The following is a 16,962-nucleotide window of genomic DNA, read 5'->3' on the forward strand; positions in this document are numbered from 1 at the left end:
GATTAACGATTGTTGATTTTCGATTAACGATTTCAGAACTACTTCTAAAATCAACAATCTTCAATCTTCAATCTAAAATCCCTTAGCACCCCTTTGAGATGTTGGGCAAAGATACATTCCTTTTTTATAATTCAAATTAATTTTCATATTCAATTTTTACCATATCCTTAATACTTCGCCTTTGCTTTAGTTTTTACATTTGGATAATGGCTACTGCAAAAAACAAGTTTACATTTAAGATTATTCTGAGCTACGTCATTCTGGGAGCTTTATCGGTATTGGTTGGCTTTTTTCTGTATTCTGAATTTAAAAAATTCAGCGCTGAAACCAATGAATCCACAGGCGAAAAGAAGTTTATTGAAACTGGAATTCTCATTAATTTACTTTATGAAACCGACGGTTTTTCGAGGCTCGCCCTTTTAACCGAAAATGATGATGATTTTCAAGCCTATATGGCCAAAACAGATTCGCTTTTTAAAAAGATTGAAGAAATAAAATCGCTTACTTCCAATCAATTTCAAATAAAACAGTTGGATAGCGTACATGCGCTATTAAAGGAAAAAAATGAAAATATTGAACAACTTCGAATTCTACGGCTAACAAATCAAAAAGACGCTTCGCTGGACGATATTATGCGCGAAGTGCAAAAACTGGAGGCTTCCGTGGGGCTAACCTCTGTAGAATCATTAATCCGAAACCCAGCGAACTTAAGCAACAAGGAACGCAGAATTTGGCAAAATTACGCAGACTATCTCAATAGTGATAGACGGCGCGACACTTCTACTGTAAAGTCGAAAACCGTAGATTCTATGCTAATTGCCGCACGTTATATTGTAGCCGAAGCTAAAAAGGAAAATTCGCGAATTCGGCAATCTTTGATGCAAAAGGAAAACGAACTGATTAAAAACGACCTAAATATTTCGGAGCGCTTGCGCGAGATAATTGAAAGTTTTGACCGCGAAATAACCAAAAACAATACGCTTGAAAAACAACAACGCGGTGCATCGATGAAACGCACATCGGAAATTCTAAAATTTGCCGGGATTTTGGGAGGGATTTTGGTTTTACTGTTTTCGTATTTTATTCTTTCAGATTTTTTTAAAGCAGAGCGCTACAAAAAGAATTTGGAAGAATCTAAAAATTATGCCGAATCACTTTTAAAAAGCCGCGAACAACTTATTTCGACCGTAAGTCACGATTTAAAAACACCTTTAAATACAATTAGCGGTTATGCCGAATTGTTTGAAAATTCAAATCTTTCCGAAAAACAAAAATATTATTTGGGGCAGATTAATACGAGCTCGCATTTTATTTCGCATTTGGTTGATGATTTGTTAGATTATTCAAAACTAGAAGCTGGAAAACTGCCACTTGAAAGCATTCCATTTTCACTTGAAAATATAATTATCGATACGGGAAACGCCGTAAAACAACAATACTTCCAAAAACAAGTAGCCCTTAAAATTTCGATTTCAGAAAAATTAAAAGCCAGGATTTTTGAAAGTGATCCGTTGCGAATTCGGCAGATAATAAATAATTTGGTGGGCAATGCTTTTAAATTTACCGAAAAAGGTAGCGTTGAAATAAAAGTGGTTGAAATAGAAATAAACAATGCAATTTCAACTGTTCAAATCTCCGTAATCGATACCGGAATTGGTATTTCCGAAGAAAAACAACAACTTATTTTCAACGAATTTACACAAGCCGAAACAGAGATAGCCCACAGATTTGGCGGTAGCGGCTTGGGACTCGCAATTTCTAAAAAACTAACTGCTTTGCTGGGCGGCCATTTAAATGTAAAAAGTGTTTTGGGCGAAGGGAGCACTTTTATTTTAACGCTTTCATTGAAAAATACATCGCGAATTTTACCCAAAAAAGTATCTAAAGAACAGCCTAATTTTCAAAATTTAAATGTTGTAATTATTGACGATGACGATGCCATGCGTGCGCTTTTACAGGAAATTTTTGAACAAATGAATATTGCTTCAAAAGCCTTTCAGAATTACAGCGATTTTAAAACATTTAGTTTCGATAACGGTTTCGATTTTATTTTAACTGATATCCAAATGCCCCAAACAGATGGCTTTTCAGTGCTAAAAAATTTAAAAAATGGCAACGTTTCTTCATATAAAAATCAACCCATAATTGCCATGACAGGCAACCGAGAGCACGCCCGTGAATATTATATAAAACAGGGGTTTGCAGAAATGCTTCCAAAGCCGTTTTCGAAGCAGGATTTGGTAGCCGTATTGGCTAATATATTTCCGACACAAAACCAATTTTTTGAGAATAGCTTCGATACTACAGCTAGTGAAAAAAGCCCATTAACGAATGACGTGATTGATCTTTCCCTGCTAAAGTCATTTTTGAGTACGCCCCAAGCCATGAATGATGTACTCGCGGTTTTTAATTCTCAAACTACTGAAGACTTGCAGCAGCTCACAAATTTAATTGAAGAAAAAGACTACAAATCAATTTCAGATTTAGCTCACCGAATGCTTACGATGTTTCGTCAAATTAAAGCAAAGGAAGCAATATTAATACTTGAAAAAATGGAGGATTATCCCCTGCAACGTATTCCCGAAAATTTTTACTTTACAATGCAAAGCGATTATAAAGAATTGGTTGTAGCAATTGGCGTAGTGCAAAATGCTCTTAAAAACGAAGTGTTTTAAAGTTCAATTTTATATAATTCTAACTTGTTATAAAGTGTTTTACGGGTAATATTTAACATTTTTGCAGCCTTCGTTTTATTGAAATCGGCTTCTTTTAGGGCATTTAAAATGAGTTGTTTTTCGTTGCTTTCCTTTGAAAAATCTACAGAATTCTTTTGCTTTTTTTCAGAAAATAAAACCTCTTTCGGAATAACCTCCAGCGGTATTACGGCTGAATTGGTTAATAAAACCGACCGCTTAATTACGTTTTTTAATTCGCGCAAATTCCCTGGCCAGGCATAGTTTTTAAACGCTTCTTCCACTTCCTTTGAGAGCCCGACAACTTCTTTTTGCAAAGATTGATTGGCTTCGGCCAAAAAGTATTCAGTAAACATAAATAAATCTTCTTTGCGTTCGTGCAAAGAGGGTATATGAACTGAAAATTCGTTTAAACGATGGTACAAATCCTCTCTAAATTTACCTTCGGAAACAGCTTTTAACAAATCTTCGTTTGTTGCAGATAGTATGCGAACATCTACATCTATTTCGGTATTGCTGCCCACGGGTTTTATACGTCGTTCCTGTAAGGCACGCAATAATTGAATTTGATTTTCATACGAAAGGTTTCCTACTTCATCTAAAAAAAGTGTCCCTCCATTGGCGGCTTCAAAATGACCCATTTTATCGTTAACCGCACCTGTAAAACTTCCTTTTACGTGGCCAAAAAATTCGCTTGCAGCAATTTCCTTTGGAATAGCACCGCAATCTACCGCTACAAAATTTTTGTTATACCGGGAGCTATATTTATGAATTGCCTTTGCGGCTACTTCTTTTCCAGTTCCGCTCTCGCCCTGAATGAGAACGCACATATCTGTTGGTCCGACGAGCTTCAAATATTCGTTGAATTTTTTGGAAGATTCACTAATACCAACTACAAATTTTGTTTCGGGTGCCGAAATAGGTTCGGTTTTGGTTTCGGTGAAGTTTAAATCAACATCCTTTGATTTTGAAGTTTCTTCTTCAATAATCATTAATAGTTCCTCGGGCCGAAAAGGTTTAGAAATATAATCTAAAGCTCCCTTTTTAATTGCCTTTACGGCAGTATCTACTTCGGCATAACCTGTCATTAAAATAACTTTTGTATTTGGGGCTATTTTTTGGGAGAATTCCAAAAGCGCCAAGCCGGAGTCGTCTGGTAATTTTAAATCTGTAATCAAAAAATGGAACGTTTTATCGGTAAGCATTTTTCGAGCGTTTTCTCCACTGAGGGAAACCGAAACAGCAAACCCTTTTCGTTCCAAAAAAGTTGTAAGCATTTTTCCAAAAGCTACATCGTCTTCAACTATGTGTATTTGCTGCGCCATTATATATTTCCAGTAGGTAAAAATAGTAAGTAATTGAGCGGGTAATCTTTAAAATTATCACAAAAAAGGCGTCCAAAAATTTGGACGCCTTTCTCAGAAGTATTGAATCTAAAAATACCTGCAGCTTACTGCTTCTTTAATTCATTTTTAATCCACTCACCTTTTGCGTTCGCATAAACGGTTGCGCTTTTTGCATCGGCAGTTGCAAGTTCAATTTTATAGTCACCTTTGGCATTCACATAAGCTTTAGAGATAGTTGCATCGCTGAAATCTGCAGCTACTGCATCTTGAACACTCTGAGGTAATTCAGTAACCTTTACTTCTTTGTAATCTTGTGCTACTACAGAAACTGCTACAGATTCGGCTGCTGCATCTTGGGCGGCATCTAATCTGTTTTCTACTTGAACTTCAACTGCAGATTGCTTTTGTGCCGTCATTGCTGTTGCTTCCTTTTCGGTTTGTGCAGTTACTGCGGTTAACCCTCCTAATAAAATTGCTGTACTTAAAATTAACTTTTTCATCTTTTTGTTTTAAAAATTTATTTATTCGTTTCTAAGTTTGTTTGTTGTCTTGTATAATGAAAAAGTAATGCCATAGAAATTTGGTTCGGCAAATACCTATTAACATTCTATAATATAGCGTTTTAGCTAATTATTAAATATTTTGAAGAATTGAAATAGTGTGTAAAACAAAGAACAGTTGTATAAAAATTACACAACTATTGTATAAAGGCTAATCAATTTTGGGAGGTCGGCGATTAGATTTTTTGAGCGCGTGTTGTTTTTTAGATTTTAATCGTCGTTCAATAGCGCCTTTTGAAGGTTTGGTTTTTTTACGTTTTTTTGCAACTTTTAAGTTTTGCTGAAGAAGCGCCAGCAACCGTTCTATTACAATAGATTTGTTGCGATGCTGGCTCCGCGTTTCGCCACATTCTAACGTGAGTGTGCCATCGGAAGATATTTTTGTAGCCAATTTATTTCTAAGTCGTGCCTTTTCTCCTTCTGATAGCGCCTGCGAATTTTCCAAATTAAAAGATAGCACAACTTTCGAAGCAGTTTTATTTACATGCTGACCTCCGGGACCGCTACTCCGAATGCCTTTAAAATTTAGTTCTGATATTAAAATTTCTACATTCACTTGGGTTGGTGCGCTTTGTTTAAAAGATCGTTTACCGTTTTTACTGGGTTAAAGGTATTAAGGGGCACTTCAACAAAAACTGTATTCCAATTTGCCATAGCGCCATTCCAAAGGCCCGGCAATTCTAAGGCTTTAATAGGTTTACCGAGATACGATTTATTGGATATAAAACCTGCTTCGGGATCTGTAAAATTGAGCAGGTTAAATTTTTCACCCTTGTAATTACGTACACCGCAAACCAAATCAACAGGATTAAAATGCGTAGCTTTTGCCACCAGCTTTTGCTGCTGGGCATTGATTGTATCTATCTGCGACATTTCTACAATTTGATACGAAAGGTGCCCGTTTTTATCTTTTACTAAAAAAGGCCCACCGCCCGGTGCACCGGTATTTTCAACTACACCGCAAACTCGGATTGGCCGATCCAAAATGTTCAAAATTGCCTTTTTATCTATGGGTGTGTCAATAATTTTTAATTGTTCCGAAATAAAATTAGAAGCCAATTTTAAAACGTTTTCAGATGGATTATCTGACTGCAGTAATTCAATAAAACCAAAAATTTCCTGCTGAAGTGAAATCAATTTTCCAGCTAAAACCTTTTTCTGAAAAGCAATAGTTTCAATATAATTTTCAGAAACTACGTTGTCTATATTTTTAATAAACACAATATCTGCATCAATATCGTTTAAATTTTCCAGCAAGGCTCCGTGGCCCGATGGGCGGAAAAGCAAATTGCCGTTTTGGTCTAAAAACAAATCGTTATCGGGCGTTACAGCGACTGTATCTGTTTCATTTTTTTGAAAGGAATACGTTATTTTAAATGTTTTTCCAGTGCGATTCTCCACATTTTTCTGGATTTCTGCATAGCGCTTTTTAAATTTTTCTTCATGCTCTGCCGAAACTGTAAAGTGCAAATAGGCAGTGCCATTAGACGTTGCGTAGTGTGCGGCCTCAAATAATTGTTCTCCGAAAGCGGTAACGTAATTGTCGCCGTATTTGTGAAAAGGAACGAGACCTTTGGGTGTATTACTATAATTTAAACCAGTTTCCGCCAGCATTTCTTTTACAAATAAATAGTATTTCTTGCCTTTTTCGAAATTGTAATAATCGGGATATTTTATATCCAGTTGCTTAAAAACCAAATGTGAAAAAGCAAAGTCATCAAGTGCATCGAAGAATATCTGTACATTTTTATTTTCTGTTTTTTGAAGAAATTCATCTATATTTTCTGAAATAGTATAATCTTCCAAAAACTCGTGTAGAAACTTAAACATACGCGTGGCCGCACCAGAAGCGGGAACAAATTTCAACAGATTTAGCTTATCTTTTTGACCTTCAAAAAGATTGGCGAATTGCCTTTGTTCCGCTTCGGAAAAAATGTTTATCCCGTTGTTTGGCGCTGCAGGTGCAATTATCTGCGCAAACGGAATTCCATTTTTAAATATTTGCAGTTGCCGGTCTATGTCGGCTTCGGTTAGGCCGTGTTTTTGTATTTGTTGTATGTTTTTTTTGGTAAACATTTTTCAATTTTTCTCTATGTACTCTGTGTATTTGTAGTTTGTATTCTGCACAGAGGCTAGGCGTGTACGGAGGGTTTTAATTTTGTAAAAGAGCATTAATTATTTCAACCGCCTTATTAAATCTTTCATTCTTGTTTCCTTTTAAAATTTTATACGGAAAACCCTGCTTTTTTAATTCGGCCTCGAAAATATGAAACATTTCTTCGCGATTATTGGGTTTATCCCGCAAAATATCCGGCTCCCAAGGTATGTCTATATAGGTTAGTAAATAGATGCTGTAATTGTTTTTGGTTGCTTCACTTTTTATTACTTCTGGGCAGTAATCGTTGTAATAGTATTCCGAGTACACTTTTAATTCCAGTAAATTTGTATCGCAAATTAGCAGCTTATCTGCCTGTTTTGCTGCTGCTTTTTCAAGTTTTAATTGTCCTTCCGCAATAGGAATTAAATCGTTTATTGAGATTAATTCTTCTTTTAAATTCCACTTTTCTTCTAGAAATTGCCGCATATATTCTGGAACCCACTGAGTATCGTAGTGCGCCGCCAATTGTTTAGACAGCGTTGTTTTTCCAGTAGATTCTGGACCGTATAGCACTACTTTAATCATTATAGTAAAGAGGTTTCGAGTTTATTGACGTTCTTTCTCCAAGCGCGATAACCATAGATAGCCACAACTGTGAACAATACATATTGAAACGAACTAAATACAAGCCCCTTATAAAGGTAAAGTGGTATTGAAATTAAGTCGCCAATAATCCAATAAATCCAGTTTTCCACTTTTTTTTTGGCCATTAACCACATTCCCACAAAAAAGATTGCAGTAGTAAAAGTATCCACATAAGCCGTCCAACTGTTCCAATTATCGAACAATTGGTACACTGCAAACACAAAAATAAGGGTTGCAATAAAAATTATGATTGAGGTTTTATGCTCCTTTTTTGTTGTTTTAGTTATTGGCGTGTAATGTGTTTCGTCTACTTTTCGGGTCCAAATATACCAGCCGTAAATACTCATTGAAAAGTAATAGGCGTTTATCATCATATCGCCCAAAAGCGCATATACCGCTAAAATATAAACAAAAATTGCGGTGCTGATGATACCCGTGGGATACACCAATATATTATCCTGTTTGGCATACCAAACACTCAAAAACCCAAATACAACAGCAACAATTTCTAGAATTACTAAATGCGTTGGTACATTTTGGTACTGTGCAAAAAACCAATCAAAAATGGGGCTCATAATCGCTGCGATCAGATTTTACAATTTTAATATACAGAAGACCTCTATCTACAGCTTCCAATGCAGTTTTCATTTCCTTTTGAAGCAGGTTCATTACCGTGTCATATTCGCCGTAAACTTGTGTGCTAAGCGGATTTTCCAAAACGGTAAGTCCAGAATTTCGAAGACTTTTAATAAAGTTGATAATCGCTGGTTCGTAGTTGTCTTGTAGCGGCGAAAGGGTTAATTCTACTGAAATTTTCATTTTTTCAATTTTAGTTCAAAACTACGATTTTAATAACTATCCAATCACAATTTCGGTTTTTGGAATTTTGTTTTTAAGATTTCAAATTTATTCGAAAGCCGTCCCCATCACAACCATATCTGCGCCGGCCCGATAGGCAGCCTGTTTTTGTGCTTCGGTTTTAATTCCGCCCCCAACGATTACAGGAATACTTATTGTGCTTTTCACTCTTGAAATTATCGCACCATTTACAGGAAACTTAGCGCCACTTCCCGCCTCTAAGTAAATAAGTTTTGCACCCATATATTGTCCCGCAAGGGCGGTGTGAACAATTTCTTCAATATTTTGCTGGGAGAGTGGTTCGGTTTTCGTCACTTTTGAAACTGCCGAATTATTTCCGCCATCAATTAAAATATAACCTGTTGAAATAATTTGCAAGGCCGTTTGTTTTAGTTTTGAGATAGCCTTTATTTGTTGGCCAACTAAATATTCGGCATTTCTTCCTGAAAGTAGCGTAAGAAAGAGAAGAGCGTCTGCAAGTGGGGTTATGTGTGAATAATCTCCCGGAAACAAAAATATAGGAAGATTAGTTTCAGCCTTTAAAACTTGTACGGTTTCGTTAGTTCTGCCATTTTTTACCGTACTTCCACCTACAAAGAGATGCGTAGTTTCATTGGGAATTTTTTTCAGAAATACTGCCGCTTCGGCATTGGTAAATTTTTCCGGATCTATTAATATAGCAAGCTGCTTCTTTTTTGCCGAAATATTGTTGAGAAGCGTTTTGTAAAACGTATCTTCCATTTATTGATTTTCTGAAAGTAGCGCAAAGGCACAGGTAAAACCTTCAAATTCTAAATATGCCACATTGTATTTTACAGTTTTCTCTTTAAAAGTAACGGTGGCCGTAGTTTTATAATCTTCTAACGCGAATTCTTCCACATATATATTTTGCAAAAAGCTCACGCCTTTTTCAGCAAAACTTTTATAAAGAGACTCCTTTGCACACCAAACAATTGTTAGTTTGCGCATCAAAGCATCGTCATTTGCAATGGTTCGGTATTCTTCAATCGGAGTAAATTTATGTGCTATTTTTAGAATCTTATTTCGTTGTTTTTCAATGTCTATTCCCACTTCAGAATCGCTAATTATTATTGCAGAAAAATTAAACGAATGGGTAATTGAAATATGCATATTACCCGTTAAGTGAGGTTTTCCATTTTCGTCGTAATACAAATCGTGGTCGGTATAACCCGCTAACGCTAATAAATGACGAATACTCATAAAGCCACGCCTGTGCAAATCGCTTTTCATATTAAAAACTCTGTTCGAACAGTTTTCGGTTAAAGATATTCCTTCGGAAAGAGCTTTAAACGACTCTTCAATCTTCCAAATGAAGACTTTAGTTGTGGCGTTAACTGTTATAGTTTTGTAAAGTGGCATAGATTATAAAAGGATAATTTGTACTTTTGCAGACTCAAAAAAAGAAATTAATCTTAACAAATGCCCGCTTTTGAGGGTATAAATATAACAAATATGTCAACGAAAACTGTGCCTTATACGGCGTTTAAAGTAAAAGATATTTCCCTGGCAGATTGGGGAAGAAAAGAAATTGAGCTTGCTGAAGCAGAAATGCCTGGACTTATGTCGCTTCGTGAAGAATATGGCGCGGAGCAACCATTAAAAGGTGCGCGCATTGCGGGATGTTTGCACATGACCATTCAAACCGCGGTGCTTATTGAAACTTTAGTGGCCTTAGGAGCTGAAGTTACTTGGAGCTCTTGTAATATTTTCTCCACCCAAGATCACGCTGCCGCTGCAATTGCTGCCGCTGGAATCCCAGTTTATGCTTGGAAAGGAATGACCGATGAGGAATTTGATTGGTGTATTGAACAAACGCTGTTCTTTGGCGAAGACCGCAAACCGTTAAACATGATACTAGACGACGGTGGCGATCTTACCAATATGGTTTTGGATAAATATCCAGAGCTTGCCGCTGCTGTAAAAGGTATTTCGGAAGAAACCACAACGGGCGTTCACCGTCTTTACGAACGAATGAAAAAAGGTACTTTGCCCATGCCTGCCATTAATATTAACGATAGCGTTACTAAAAGTAAATTCGACAATAAATACGGTTGCCGCGAAAGTGCTGTCGATGCAATCCGCCGTGCTACCGACATAATGTTGGCGGGTAAACGCGTTGTTGTTTGTGGCTATGGCGATGTTGGTAAAGGTACTGCTGCTTCCTTCAAAGGCGCCGGAAGTATTGTTACCGTTACGGAAATTGATCCAATTTGTGCTTTACAAGCCGCAATGGATGGGTTTGAAGTGAAGAAATTAGAAACCGTTGTTGGTAATGCAGATATTGTAATTACTACTACCGGAAACAAAGATATTGTTCGCGGAGAACATTTTGAAGCGATGAAAGATAAAACCATTGTTTGTAATATTGGGCATTTTGATAACGAGATCGCGGTTGCTTGGTTAAAGGAAAATCACGGAATTACGCACGTTGAAATTAAGCCACAAGTTGATAAATACACTATTGATGGTAAAGACATTATCCTATTGGCCGAAGGTCGTTTGGTAAATTTAGGTTGCGCTACGGGACATCCAAGTTTTGTGATGAGCAACAGTTTTACCAACCAAACTTTGGCACAAATAGAGCTTTGGAAAAATGGTGAAAATTATGAAAATAAAGTATATATGCTTCCAAAACATTTGGATGAAAAAGTAGCCAAACTTCACCTTGAAAAAATTGGGGTTGAGCTTACTGAGCTTTCCGAAGAACAAGCCGAGTATATAGGCGTTACTGTTGAAGGACCATTTAAGCCTGAGTATTACAGATATTAAGGATTAACGATTGTAGATTTTAGATTTGCGATTTTTGAATTTTAAAACCCTTGCATTTTTGTGAGGGTTTTTTTATTTGAAAACATTTAACTTTTACAAAGCAAAGATAATTCATACTTTAAGTGAATGATTTATGAAGAGGAAAAAATAAAAGTCCCAAGATTCAATGAAGAATCCGGCTTCTACACTACGAAAAAGCGCTCTAAAATAATGGGCAAGATTCGCGGGAAGAATACGAAACCTGAATTGCTTTTCAGAAAATCGCTTTGGAACCAAGGAATTCGGTATCGGATAAACAGCAAAAAACTTCCCGGAAAACCAGACGTTTCCATTATTAAATATAAACTCGCTATTTTTATTGACGGTGAATTTTGGCACGGATACAATTGGCCGGAACGAAAAAAAACCTTAAAAAGCAATAGCGGCTTTTGGATTCCAAAAATCGAGCGGAACATGCAGCGCGATCGCGAAGTAAATCAACAATTAAGCGAAATGGGTTTCACCGTTTTTAGATTTTGGACCAACGAAATAAAATATAATTTAGACAAATGCATCAACGATATTTTGGTGTTTATAAATACCGGACAAAATGATTAATTCTAAACTCCCAAACATAGAAACCTCCATTTTTGCCAAAATGAGCAATATGGCGGCAAAGCACAATGCCTTAAATCTTTCGCAGGGCTTTCCCAATTTTCCCAGCGACCCCGCTCTCAACGCTTTGGTAAATCAAGCAATGAGCGATGGCTTTAATCAGTATGCGCCAATGCCCGGCGATTTCGGACTGCGGATGGAAATTTCAAAAAAAATTGAAAATCTTCACAATCACATTTACAATCCCGAAACGGAAATTACTATTACGGCGGGAGCTACTCAAGCCATTTTTACAATAATCGCTGCAACGATTAATAAAGGCGATGAGGTTATTATTTTTACGCCGGCCTACGATTGTTATGCCCCAACGGTAAAACTCTTCGGTGGAAAAATAGTCTCGGTACAATTAAAACCCCCATTTTATAGTCCCGATTGGCAAGAAGTTGCCGATAGGATTTCATCAAAAACTAAAATGATAATTATCAATTCGCCGCACAACCCCACAGGAATGCTTTTTACTGAAGATGATATGCTTCATTTGCAGGATTTAGCTGAAAAAAACAATCTTTTAGTTTTAAGCGACGAAGTGTACGAGCACATCATTTTTGACGGAAACAGCCATCAAAGTGCTTCAAAATTTGAAGCATTGGCCCAACGTAGTTTTATAACGGCCTCTTTCGGAAAAACATTTCACAACACCGGTTGGAAAATGGGCTATTGCGCAGCTCCAGAAAAGCTAATGCGGGAGTTTCAAAAGGTGCATCAATTTGTAGTTTTTTGCGTGAATCATCCCGTTCAAAAAGCATTGGCCACGTATCTAAAAGACGAAAACCACTATTTAAAGCTTGCAGATTTTTACCAGCAAAAACGCGATTTCTTTTTACATTTAATCGAAGGTTCCAATTTTAAAATTATTCCCACCAAAGGCACGTATTTTCAAATGCTCGATTTTTCTGACATTTCAAACGAAAGTGATCTCGTATTCACCGAAAGACTTACAAAAGAATGTAAAATTGCAACGATTCCAACTTCAGTTTTTAATAAAGACCTACAAGATTTTAAACAGATACGTGTTTGTTTTGCCAAAACAGACGAAACACTCGTAGAAGCAGCGAAAATTCTTAATGAGCTCAAAGTATAATTTAATATTTCAATTGAAAAAGAAACAGTAATTTTAAAAGAAAAATGAAAACTGATTTAAAAGTAACTATTGTTCAAAGTGAATTGGTTTGGGAAAATGCCGAAGCCAATAGAGCACAATTTTCAAAGAAATTCCAGCATATAAACGAAGAAACAGATTTAATAATTCTTCCTGAAATGTTTACCACGGGCTTTTCAATGAACGCGGCAAAGCTAGCCGAACCGAACTATGGCCCAACACTTGAATGGATGATTCAAGAGGCAAAAAAATACAATGCCGCCATTACTGGAAGCGTTATTATTGCTGAAAACGATACATTTTTTAACCGCCTCTTTTTTGTTTTTCCCGATGGCAATTACGAAAAATATGATAAGAGACACACTTTTACGCTAGCGAAGGAAAATGAAACCTACACCGATGGAAACAAGAAACTGATTGTAAATTACAAAGGCTGGAAAATTTGCCCATTAATTTGTTACGATTTGCGATTTCCTGTTTGGGCAAGAAACACCGAAGATTACGACGTTTTAATTTACATTGCCAATTGGCCAAAAGTTCGCACCCTTGCTTGGGACACGCTACTTAGAGCGCGAGCCATAGAAAATATGGCGTATTGTATTGGGGTAAACCGGGTAGGTTTTGATGGTGCCGACCATGAATATATTGGGCATTCATCGGTTTTTGATGTTTTGGGGAAACAGATTTCTCCCTCTGCATTTGGTGAATTTACGGAAACTGTTGCATTAGAAATGGAACATATTAAAACCAACCGACAACATCTGCAATTTTTAAACGATCGCGATACGTTTACTTTAACGTAAAGGTTTCGTTTAAGCTCCAATTGGCGCGCACTTCAATTTGTCTGGGGTAGTAGATTATTTTTTCGGGTTCCATTCGGTTTAGGAAACTTCCGGCGTCCCATCTTCCGTTTTGGTTTTCGTCGTAAATTATTCGAAGAAAATATTTGTCGGGCAAAAGCGCTTCAAAAAGTACCGTTTTATCTTCCGTAAGGTATTCTTCTGCCACCAGTTTGTATTTGCTGTCTTGTAACTGGACGATTAATGGCCATTGCGCTGCATTTACCAAAGTTAAGCTCAATGTACCGTATTCGGAATTTAAACGTGTACTTACCTTATACTCTAGGGTGTCATTGGTTTTTTCGAAAAAATCCGTCAGCGCTCCAGGCAATAATTTTACGGTGTAGCTTTCATCTTCAGTTTTTGAAAAATATACCTCGGCACGGTTGTATTTTTCATTCAATTTTATACTCGTTTCAACAAAGGTTGAATCATTCGCCATTACTTCAAATTTGGAAGCGTTATACGAAATAAGCGGTGTATTAGCCCGTAATTGGAAGGTGTCCTTTAATTTTACCGTACCTGTTTTTATTGCTGTAATAGTTAGCGAATCCTTATAAAGTTCGCGCATTCGCACCGTAGCTGTATCGATGTTAGAATTATTGGAAATTTTAAACCTTAGGGAATCTACTTGAACCGTTGGCTTAAACCAATAGTGAAGTGTATCTTTTGTTTCATCTTTAAAAAAGGTAGAAACATAGCTTTCGGGCATTTCTGAAAGTGTGCTTATGTTTAAATTTTCTGCGCGGCCTTCATAACCAAAAACTATATGATTATTACCAATCTGACTGCCACGTGTAAATTTATAATCGGGTATTTCCTTAAAAAGGGTGATGGTATAAGTAGTGTCCGTAGGCAAGGTAATTAGTTCCTTTACAAAACCAATTTTATCGTTTTTAGGCTGAAACGTGTAATCGTTATTTTTTTCCTTTAACGCCATTAGTAAATATTGCCCTTCTTTTAAGTTGCTTAACTCAAAAGTTCCCGTACTATCTTTGGTAACCGTTATGTACGTTGGTTTTTCAAAATAAACCACCGAATCCTTAAAGGTTTCATTAATCTCGTAAAGCATTACGGTTGTTGGAATTTCGGGTGTAATAAGTTGTGCATATTTTACGCTTCCCGCAACTTTTAAACTATCTATATAACTTCCAGTAGAAAAAATGTATTTGTAATATTCAAATTTGTTTTCTTCGTTATTATCTACAATGCTATTGCCAAAATTGAAGGAGTATGTTGTATTTGGTTTTAAGGTATCAATTATTTTTATTTTTAAGGTTTTTGAAGTGCTTAAAGGTGTTATAATTGGAGCATACTTCATCGGTGGTGATATGATGAGCTCTTTGGCTATATCTTTCAGCTTTATATATTCATCGAACCTAATTTCAATTTCGCTACCTGTAAAATTAGTAGTGAAATTTTCAGGAATACTTCGCACTATAACCGGCGGAATGGTATCTCGTGGTCCACCCGATGGCGATCCTTTTTTTGCGCAATCTACAAATGAAAGCATAAATAAAAAGGCGATGGCAATGTAAAGTAGACGGTGTTTCACTAATAGTTTTTTAAAGGTTACTGGATGCGAAATTGAGATTTCAAAATTAAACAATAAGTGGCAACAATTTGCAATATACTTTTATGCAGTGGCAATTGTGGCAATGCTGATGGTAACATTTTCAGCTTTTAATAATTGAAGGGCGCATTTTTCTAAAGTTGCACCAGTGGTAATTATGTCGTCTACCAGCAAAACGTGGTGGTTATTTATAACTTCCAGGTTTTGGGTTGTAAAAACTTCTTCGGCATCAAAACGGAGGATTCGTGTTTTAAAAACCTGTGGGCCCGATTTCGAAATCTTTATTAAAATATCATCGCGGTAAGGAATGTTTAAAGCTTTGGCTATTTCTTTTCCAAATCCTTCCACTTGATTGTAGCCGCGTTTCTTTAATTTTTGTTTGTGAAGAGGCACTGGAATTACAACATCTACGTCATTGTACGAATTTATCTCGGCTAATTCAGCTCCCAACCATTGTCCAAAAAAATTACTTATCTCGCTCTTGCCGCGATATTTAAGATTGTGCAACAATTTCTGTGTTAACCCTCTTTTTTGAAAATAGACGAGGGCGGTAGCATTTTTCAGTAAAAACCTTCCGTAAAATTTATCTTTTAATTGTGTGCTACCCGTTCTGTGAAACACTGCTAGCGGAAGAGAATGAACACATTCTAAACATACCACTCCTTCACCCTTCAATAACAGTTGCTTACAACCCACGCAAACTCTCGGGAAAAGAAGATTTAACATATTTTAAGAATTTTTATCATTTCGTAAACGTTTGTTAAAGAAATAGCTGCATACATTTACCAGCTAAACTTAACTTATTAATTATGACTACAAATGAAAATAATAGTGGCAAATTTAAGATACTCATTGGGGTACTCTCAATTTTGCTTATAGCCCTTGCTGTTTATACGGTTACTTTATTTAATGATAGTAAAAGTACGGTATCAAAGCTTGAGATGCAAAAAGCAGATATAGAGCAGGAACTAGAAAGCCTTATTGCCAACTATGACGAAGTGATAAAAGACAACGAACTTAAAGACAAAGATTTACTTGCCGCCCGCGAAAGAATTACTGTGCTTTTAGATTCAGTTAAAGATGCCGAAGCCAACATGGTTTTAATTGATAGATATAAGAGAGAAATTGGCAAACTTAAGCAAGAACGAATTTTACTCTTTAAACGTGCCGATAGCCTCATAGCGGTAAATAAGCAATTAGCAATGGAGCGCGATAGTACCTCGACCGAGTTAGAAAACACACGCATGGTTGTAGATTCGGTAAATCAGGAAAATATGGCTATGAACGAAACCATTAAAAAAGGATCTATCGTTAAAGCTACAGATTTACGCGGCGAAGCTGTAATTATTAGAAATAGCGGAAAAGTGGTAGATACCAAACGTGCCAGTCGTGCAGATAAAATAAGAGCGTGCTTTACTCTAGCCCCAAATGCTATTGCGAAAAAAGGCGATAGAACATTCTACGTTCAAGTTATTAATCCACGAAATAAAATGATGGGCGACGATGCGGTTAAACAATTTGAAGAAAAAAATATAAATTACAGCAGTTCCACAAACGTATTTTACGAAAATGATGAACTAGATGTTTGTATTTTAGTAAATTCTGCCGAGGTAGACCTAATTGAAGGCCGATATACTATTAATCTTTTTGACGGCCCAAGCCTTATTGCCACTACCACAATGGCACTTAAATAGAAACCATTTACAACACATAAAAAGGAATTTTAATGCCTCAAAAATCAAATATGATTTTTGAGGCATTTTTTTTCAGTAAATTTCAATTCCCCACTTGGGGACTGGAGGGCTTT

At 36.4% G+C, this 16,962-nt stretch carries 17 protein-coding genes; 6 read left to right on the plus strand and 11 right to left on the minus strand.

Going from position 1 to position 16,962, the window contains the following annotated elements:
• The first annotated feature begins 206 nt into the window (after positions 1 to 206).
• Complete coding sequence (locus tag QCQ61_RS03465; protein WP_279449326.1) at positions 207 to 2,675, plus strand: hybrid sensor histidine kinase/response regulator; 2,469 nt, start codon at positions 207 to 209, stop codon at positions 2,673 to 2,675.
• Here QCQ61_RS03465 and QCQ61_RS03470 read toward each other — a convergent pair.
• The 9 genes from QCQ61_RS03470 to QCQ61_RS03510 form a co-directional block, all read right to left on the minus strand.
• A complete protein-coding gene (locus QCQ61_RS03470; RefSeq protein ID WP_279449327.1) occupies positions 2,672 to 4,018 on the minus strand; it encodes a sigma-54-dependent transcriptional regulator in 1,347 nt (448 codons plus the stop codon). The two genes, QCQ61_RS03465 and QCQ61_RS03470, sit on opposite strands and share 4 nt — an antisense overlap.
• Positions 4,019 to 4,143: 125 nt before the next feature.
• Positions 4,144 to 4,539 (minus strand): hypothetical protein, encoded by a 396-nt coding sequence (locus tag QCQ61_RS03475; RefSeq protein ID WP_279449328.1) that lies wholly within the window; start codon positions 4,537 to 4,539, stop codon positions 4,144 to 4,146.
• Between the two features lie 211 nt (positions 4,540 to 4,750).
• A complete protein-coding gene (gene arfB / locus QCQ61_RS03480; protein WP_279449329.1) occupies positions 4,751 to 5,155 on the minus strand; it encodes an alternative ribosome rescue aminoacyl-tRNA hydrolase ArfB in 405 nt (134 codons plus the stop codon).
• The gene (locus QCQ61_RS03485) at positions 5,152 to 6,675 is read right to left on the minus strand and encodes a DUF4301 family protein (protein ID WP_279449330.1); all 1,524 of its coding nucleotides are present in this window, start codon (positions 6,673 to 6,675) and stop codon (positions 5,152 to 5,154) included. Before QCQ61_RS03485 ends, arfB begins: the two co-directional genes overlap by 4 nt.
• Before the next feature lie 76 nt (positions 6,676 to 6,751).
• A complete protein-coding gene (locus QCQ61_RS03490; RefSeq protein ID WP_279449331.1) occupies positions 6,752 to 7,282 on the minus strand; it encodes an AAA family ATPase in 531 nt (176 codons plus the stop codon).
• The gene (gene pnuC / locus QCQ61_RS03495) at positions 7,282 to 7,917 is read right to left on the minus strand and encodes a nicotinamide riboside transporter PnuC (RefSeq protein WP_279449332.1); all 636 of its coding nucleotides are present in this window, start codon (positions 7,915 to 7,917) and stop codon (positions 7,282 to 7,284) included. The genes QCQ61_RS03490 and pnuC overlap by 1 nt, the downstream gene beginning before the upstream one ends.
• Positions 7,901 to 8,161 carry a thiamine-binding protein gene (locus QCQ61_RS03500; protein ID WP_279449333.1) on the minus strand — a complete coding sequence of 87 codons (261 nt, stop codon included), beginning with the start codon at positions 8,159 to 8,161 and terminating at the stop codon, positions 7,901 to 7,903. The genes pnuC and QCQ61_RS03500 overlap by 17 nt, the downstream gene beginning before the upstream one ends.
• Positions 8,162 to 8,248: 87 nt before the next feature.
• On the minus strand, positions 8,249 to 8,941 hold the full coding sequence (locus tag QCQ61_RS03505) for a phosphoglycerol geranylgeranyltransferase (protein WP_279449334.1): 693 nt from the start codon (positions 8,939 to 8,941) through the stop codon (positions 8,249 to 8,251).
• The gene (locus tag QCQ61_RS03510; RefSeq protein WP_279449335.1) at positions 8,942 to 9,580 is read right to left on the minus strand and encodes a 4'-phosphopantetheinyl transferase family protein; all 639 of its coding nucleotides are present in this window, start codon (positions 9,578 to 9,580) and stop codon (positions 8,942 to 8,944) included.
• Between the two features lie 93 nt (positions 9,581 to 9,673).
• On the opposite strand from QCQ61_RS03510, the gene ahcY reads away from it, so the two are divergent.
• The 4 genes from ahcY (at position 9,674) to QCQ61_RS03530 (ending at position 13,546) form a co-directional block, all read left to right on the plus strand.
• The gene (ahcY, locus tag QCQ61_RS03515; RefSeq protein ID WP_279449336.1) at positions 9,674 to 10,990 is read left to right on the plus strand and encodes an adenosylhomocysteinase; all 1,317 of its coding nucleotides are present in this window, start codon (positions 9,674 to 9,676) and stop codon (positions 10,988 to 10,990) included.
• Positions 10,991 to 11,116: 126 nt separating this feature from the next.
• Positions 11,117 to 11,587, plus strand: coding sequence for a very short patch repair endonuclease (locus QCQ61_RS03520; protein ID WP_279449337.1), 471 nt, complete (start codon positions 11,117 to 11,119; stop codon positions 11,585 to 11,587).
• Positions 11,580 to 12,725, plus strand: a complete 1,146-nt coding sequence (locus QCQ61_RS03525) for a methionine aminotransferase (protein WP_279449338.1) — start codon at positions 11,580 to 11,582, stop codon at positions 12,723 to 12,725. Before QCQ61_RS03520 ends, QCQ61_RS03525 begins: the two co-directional genes overlap by 8 nt.
• Before the next feature lie 44 nt (positions 12,726 to 12,769).
• Positions 12,770 to 13,546: an amidohydrolase gene (locus QCQ61_RS03530; RefSeq protein WP_279449339.1), complete on the plus strand. Its 777-nt coding sequence runs from the start codon at positions 12,770 to 12,772 to the stop codon at positions 13,544 to 13,546.
• Here QCQ61_RS03530 and QCQ61_RS03535 read toward each other — a convergent pair.
• Positions 13,533 to 15,137: an Ig-like domain-containing domain gene (locus QCQ61_RS03535; RefSeq protein WP_279449340.1), complete on the minus strand. Its 1,605-nt coding sequence runs from the start codon at positions 15,135 to 15,137 to the stop codon at positions 13,533 to 13,535. The two genes, QCQ61_RS03530 and QCQ61_RS03535, sit on opposite strands and share 14 nt — an antisense overlap.
• An 81-nt stretch (positions 15,138 to 15,218) precedes the next feature.
• Entirely contained in the window at positions 15,219 to 15,881 is a 663-nt protein-coding gene (locus QCQ61_RS03540; RefSeq protein ID WP_279449341.1) for a ComF family protein, read from the minus strand.
• Between the two features lie 83 nt (positions 15,882 to 15,964).
• On the opposite strand from QCQ61_RS03540, the gene QCQ61_RS03545 reads away from it, so the two are divergent.
• Positions 15,965 to 16,849 (plus strand): hypothetical protein, encoded by an 885-nt coding sequence (locus QCQ61_RS03545; RefSeq protein WP_279449342.1) that lies wholly within the window; start codon positions 15,965 to 15,967, stop codon positions 16,847 to 16,849.
• Positions 16,850 to 16,962 lie beyond the last annotated feature (113 nt).

It is taken from the genome of Aequorivita marisscotiae (genome assembly GCF_029814825.1).
Taxonomy (GTDB): domain Bacteria; phylum Bacteroidota; class Bacteroidia; order Flavobacteriales; family Flavobacteriaceae; genus Aequorivita; species Aequorivita marisscotiae.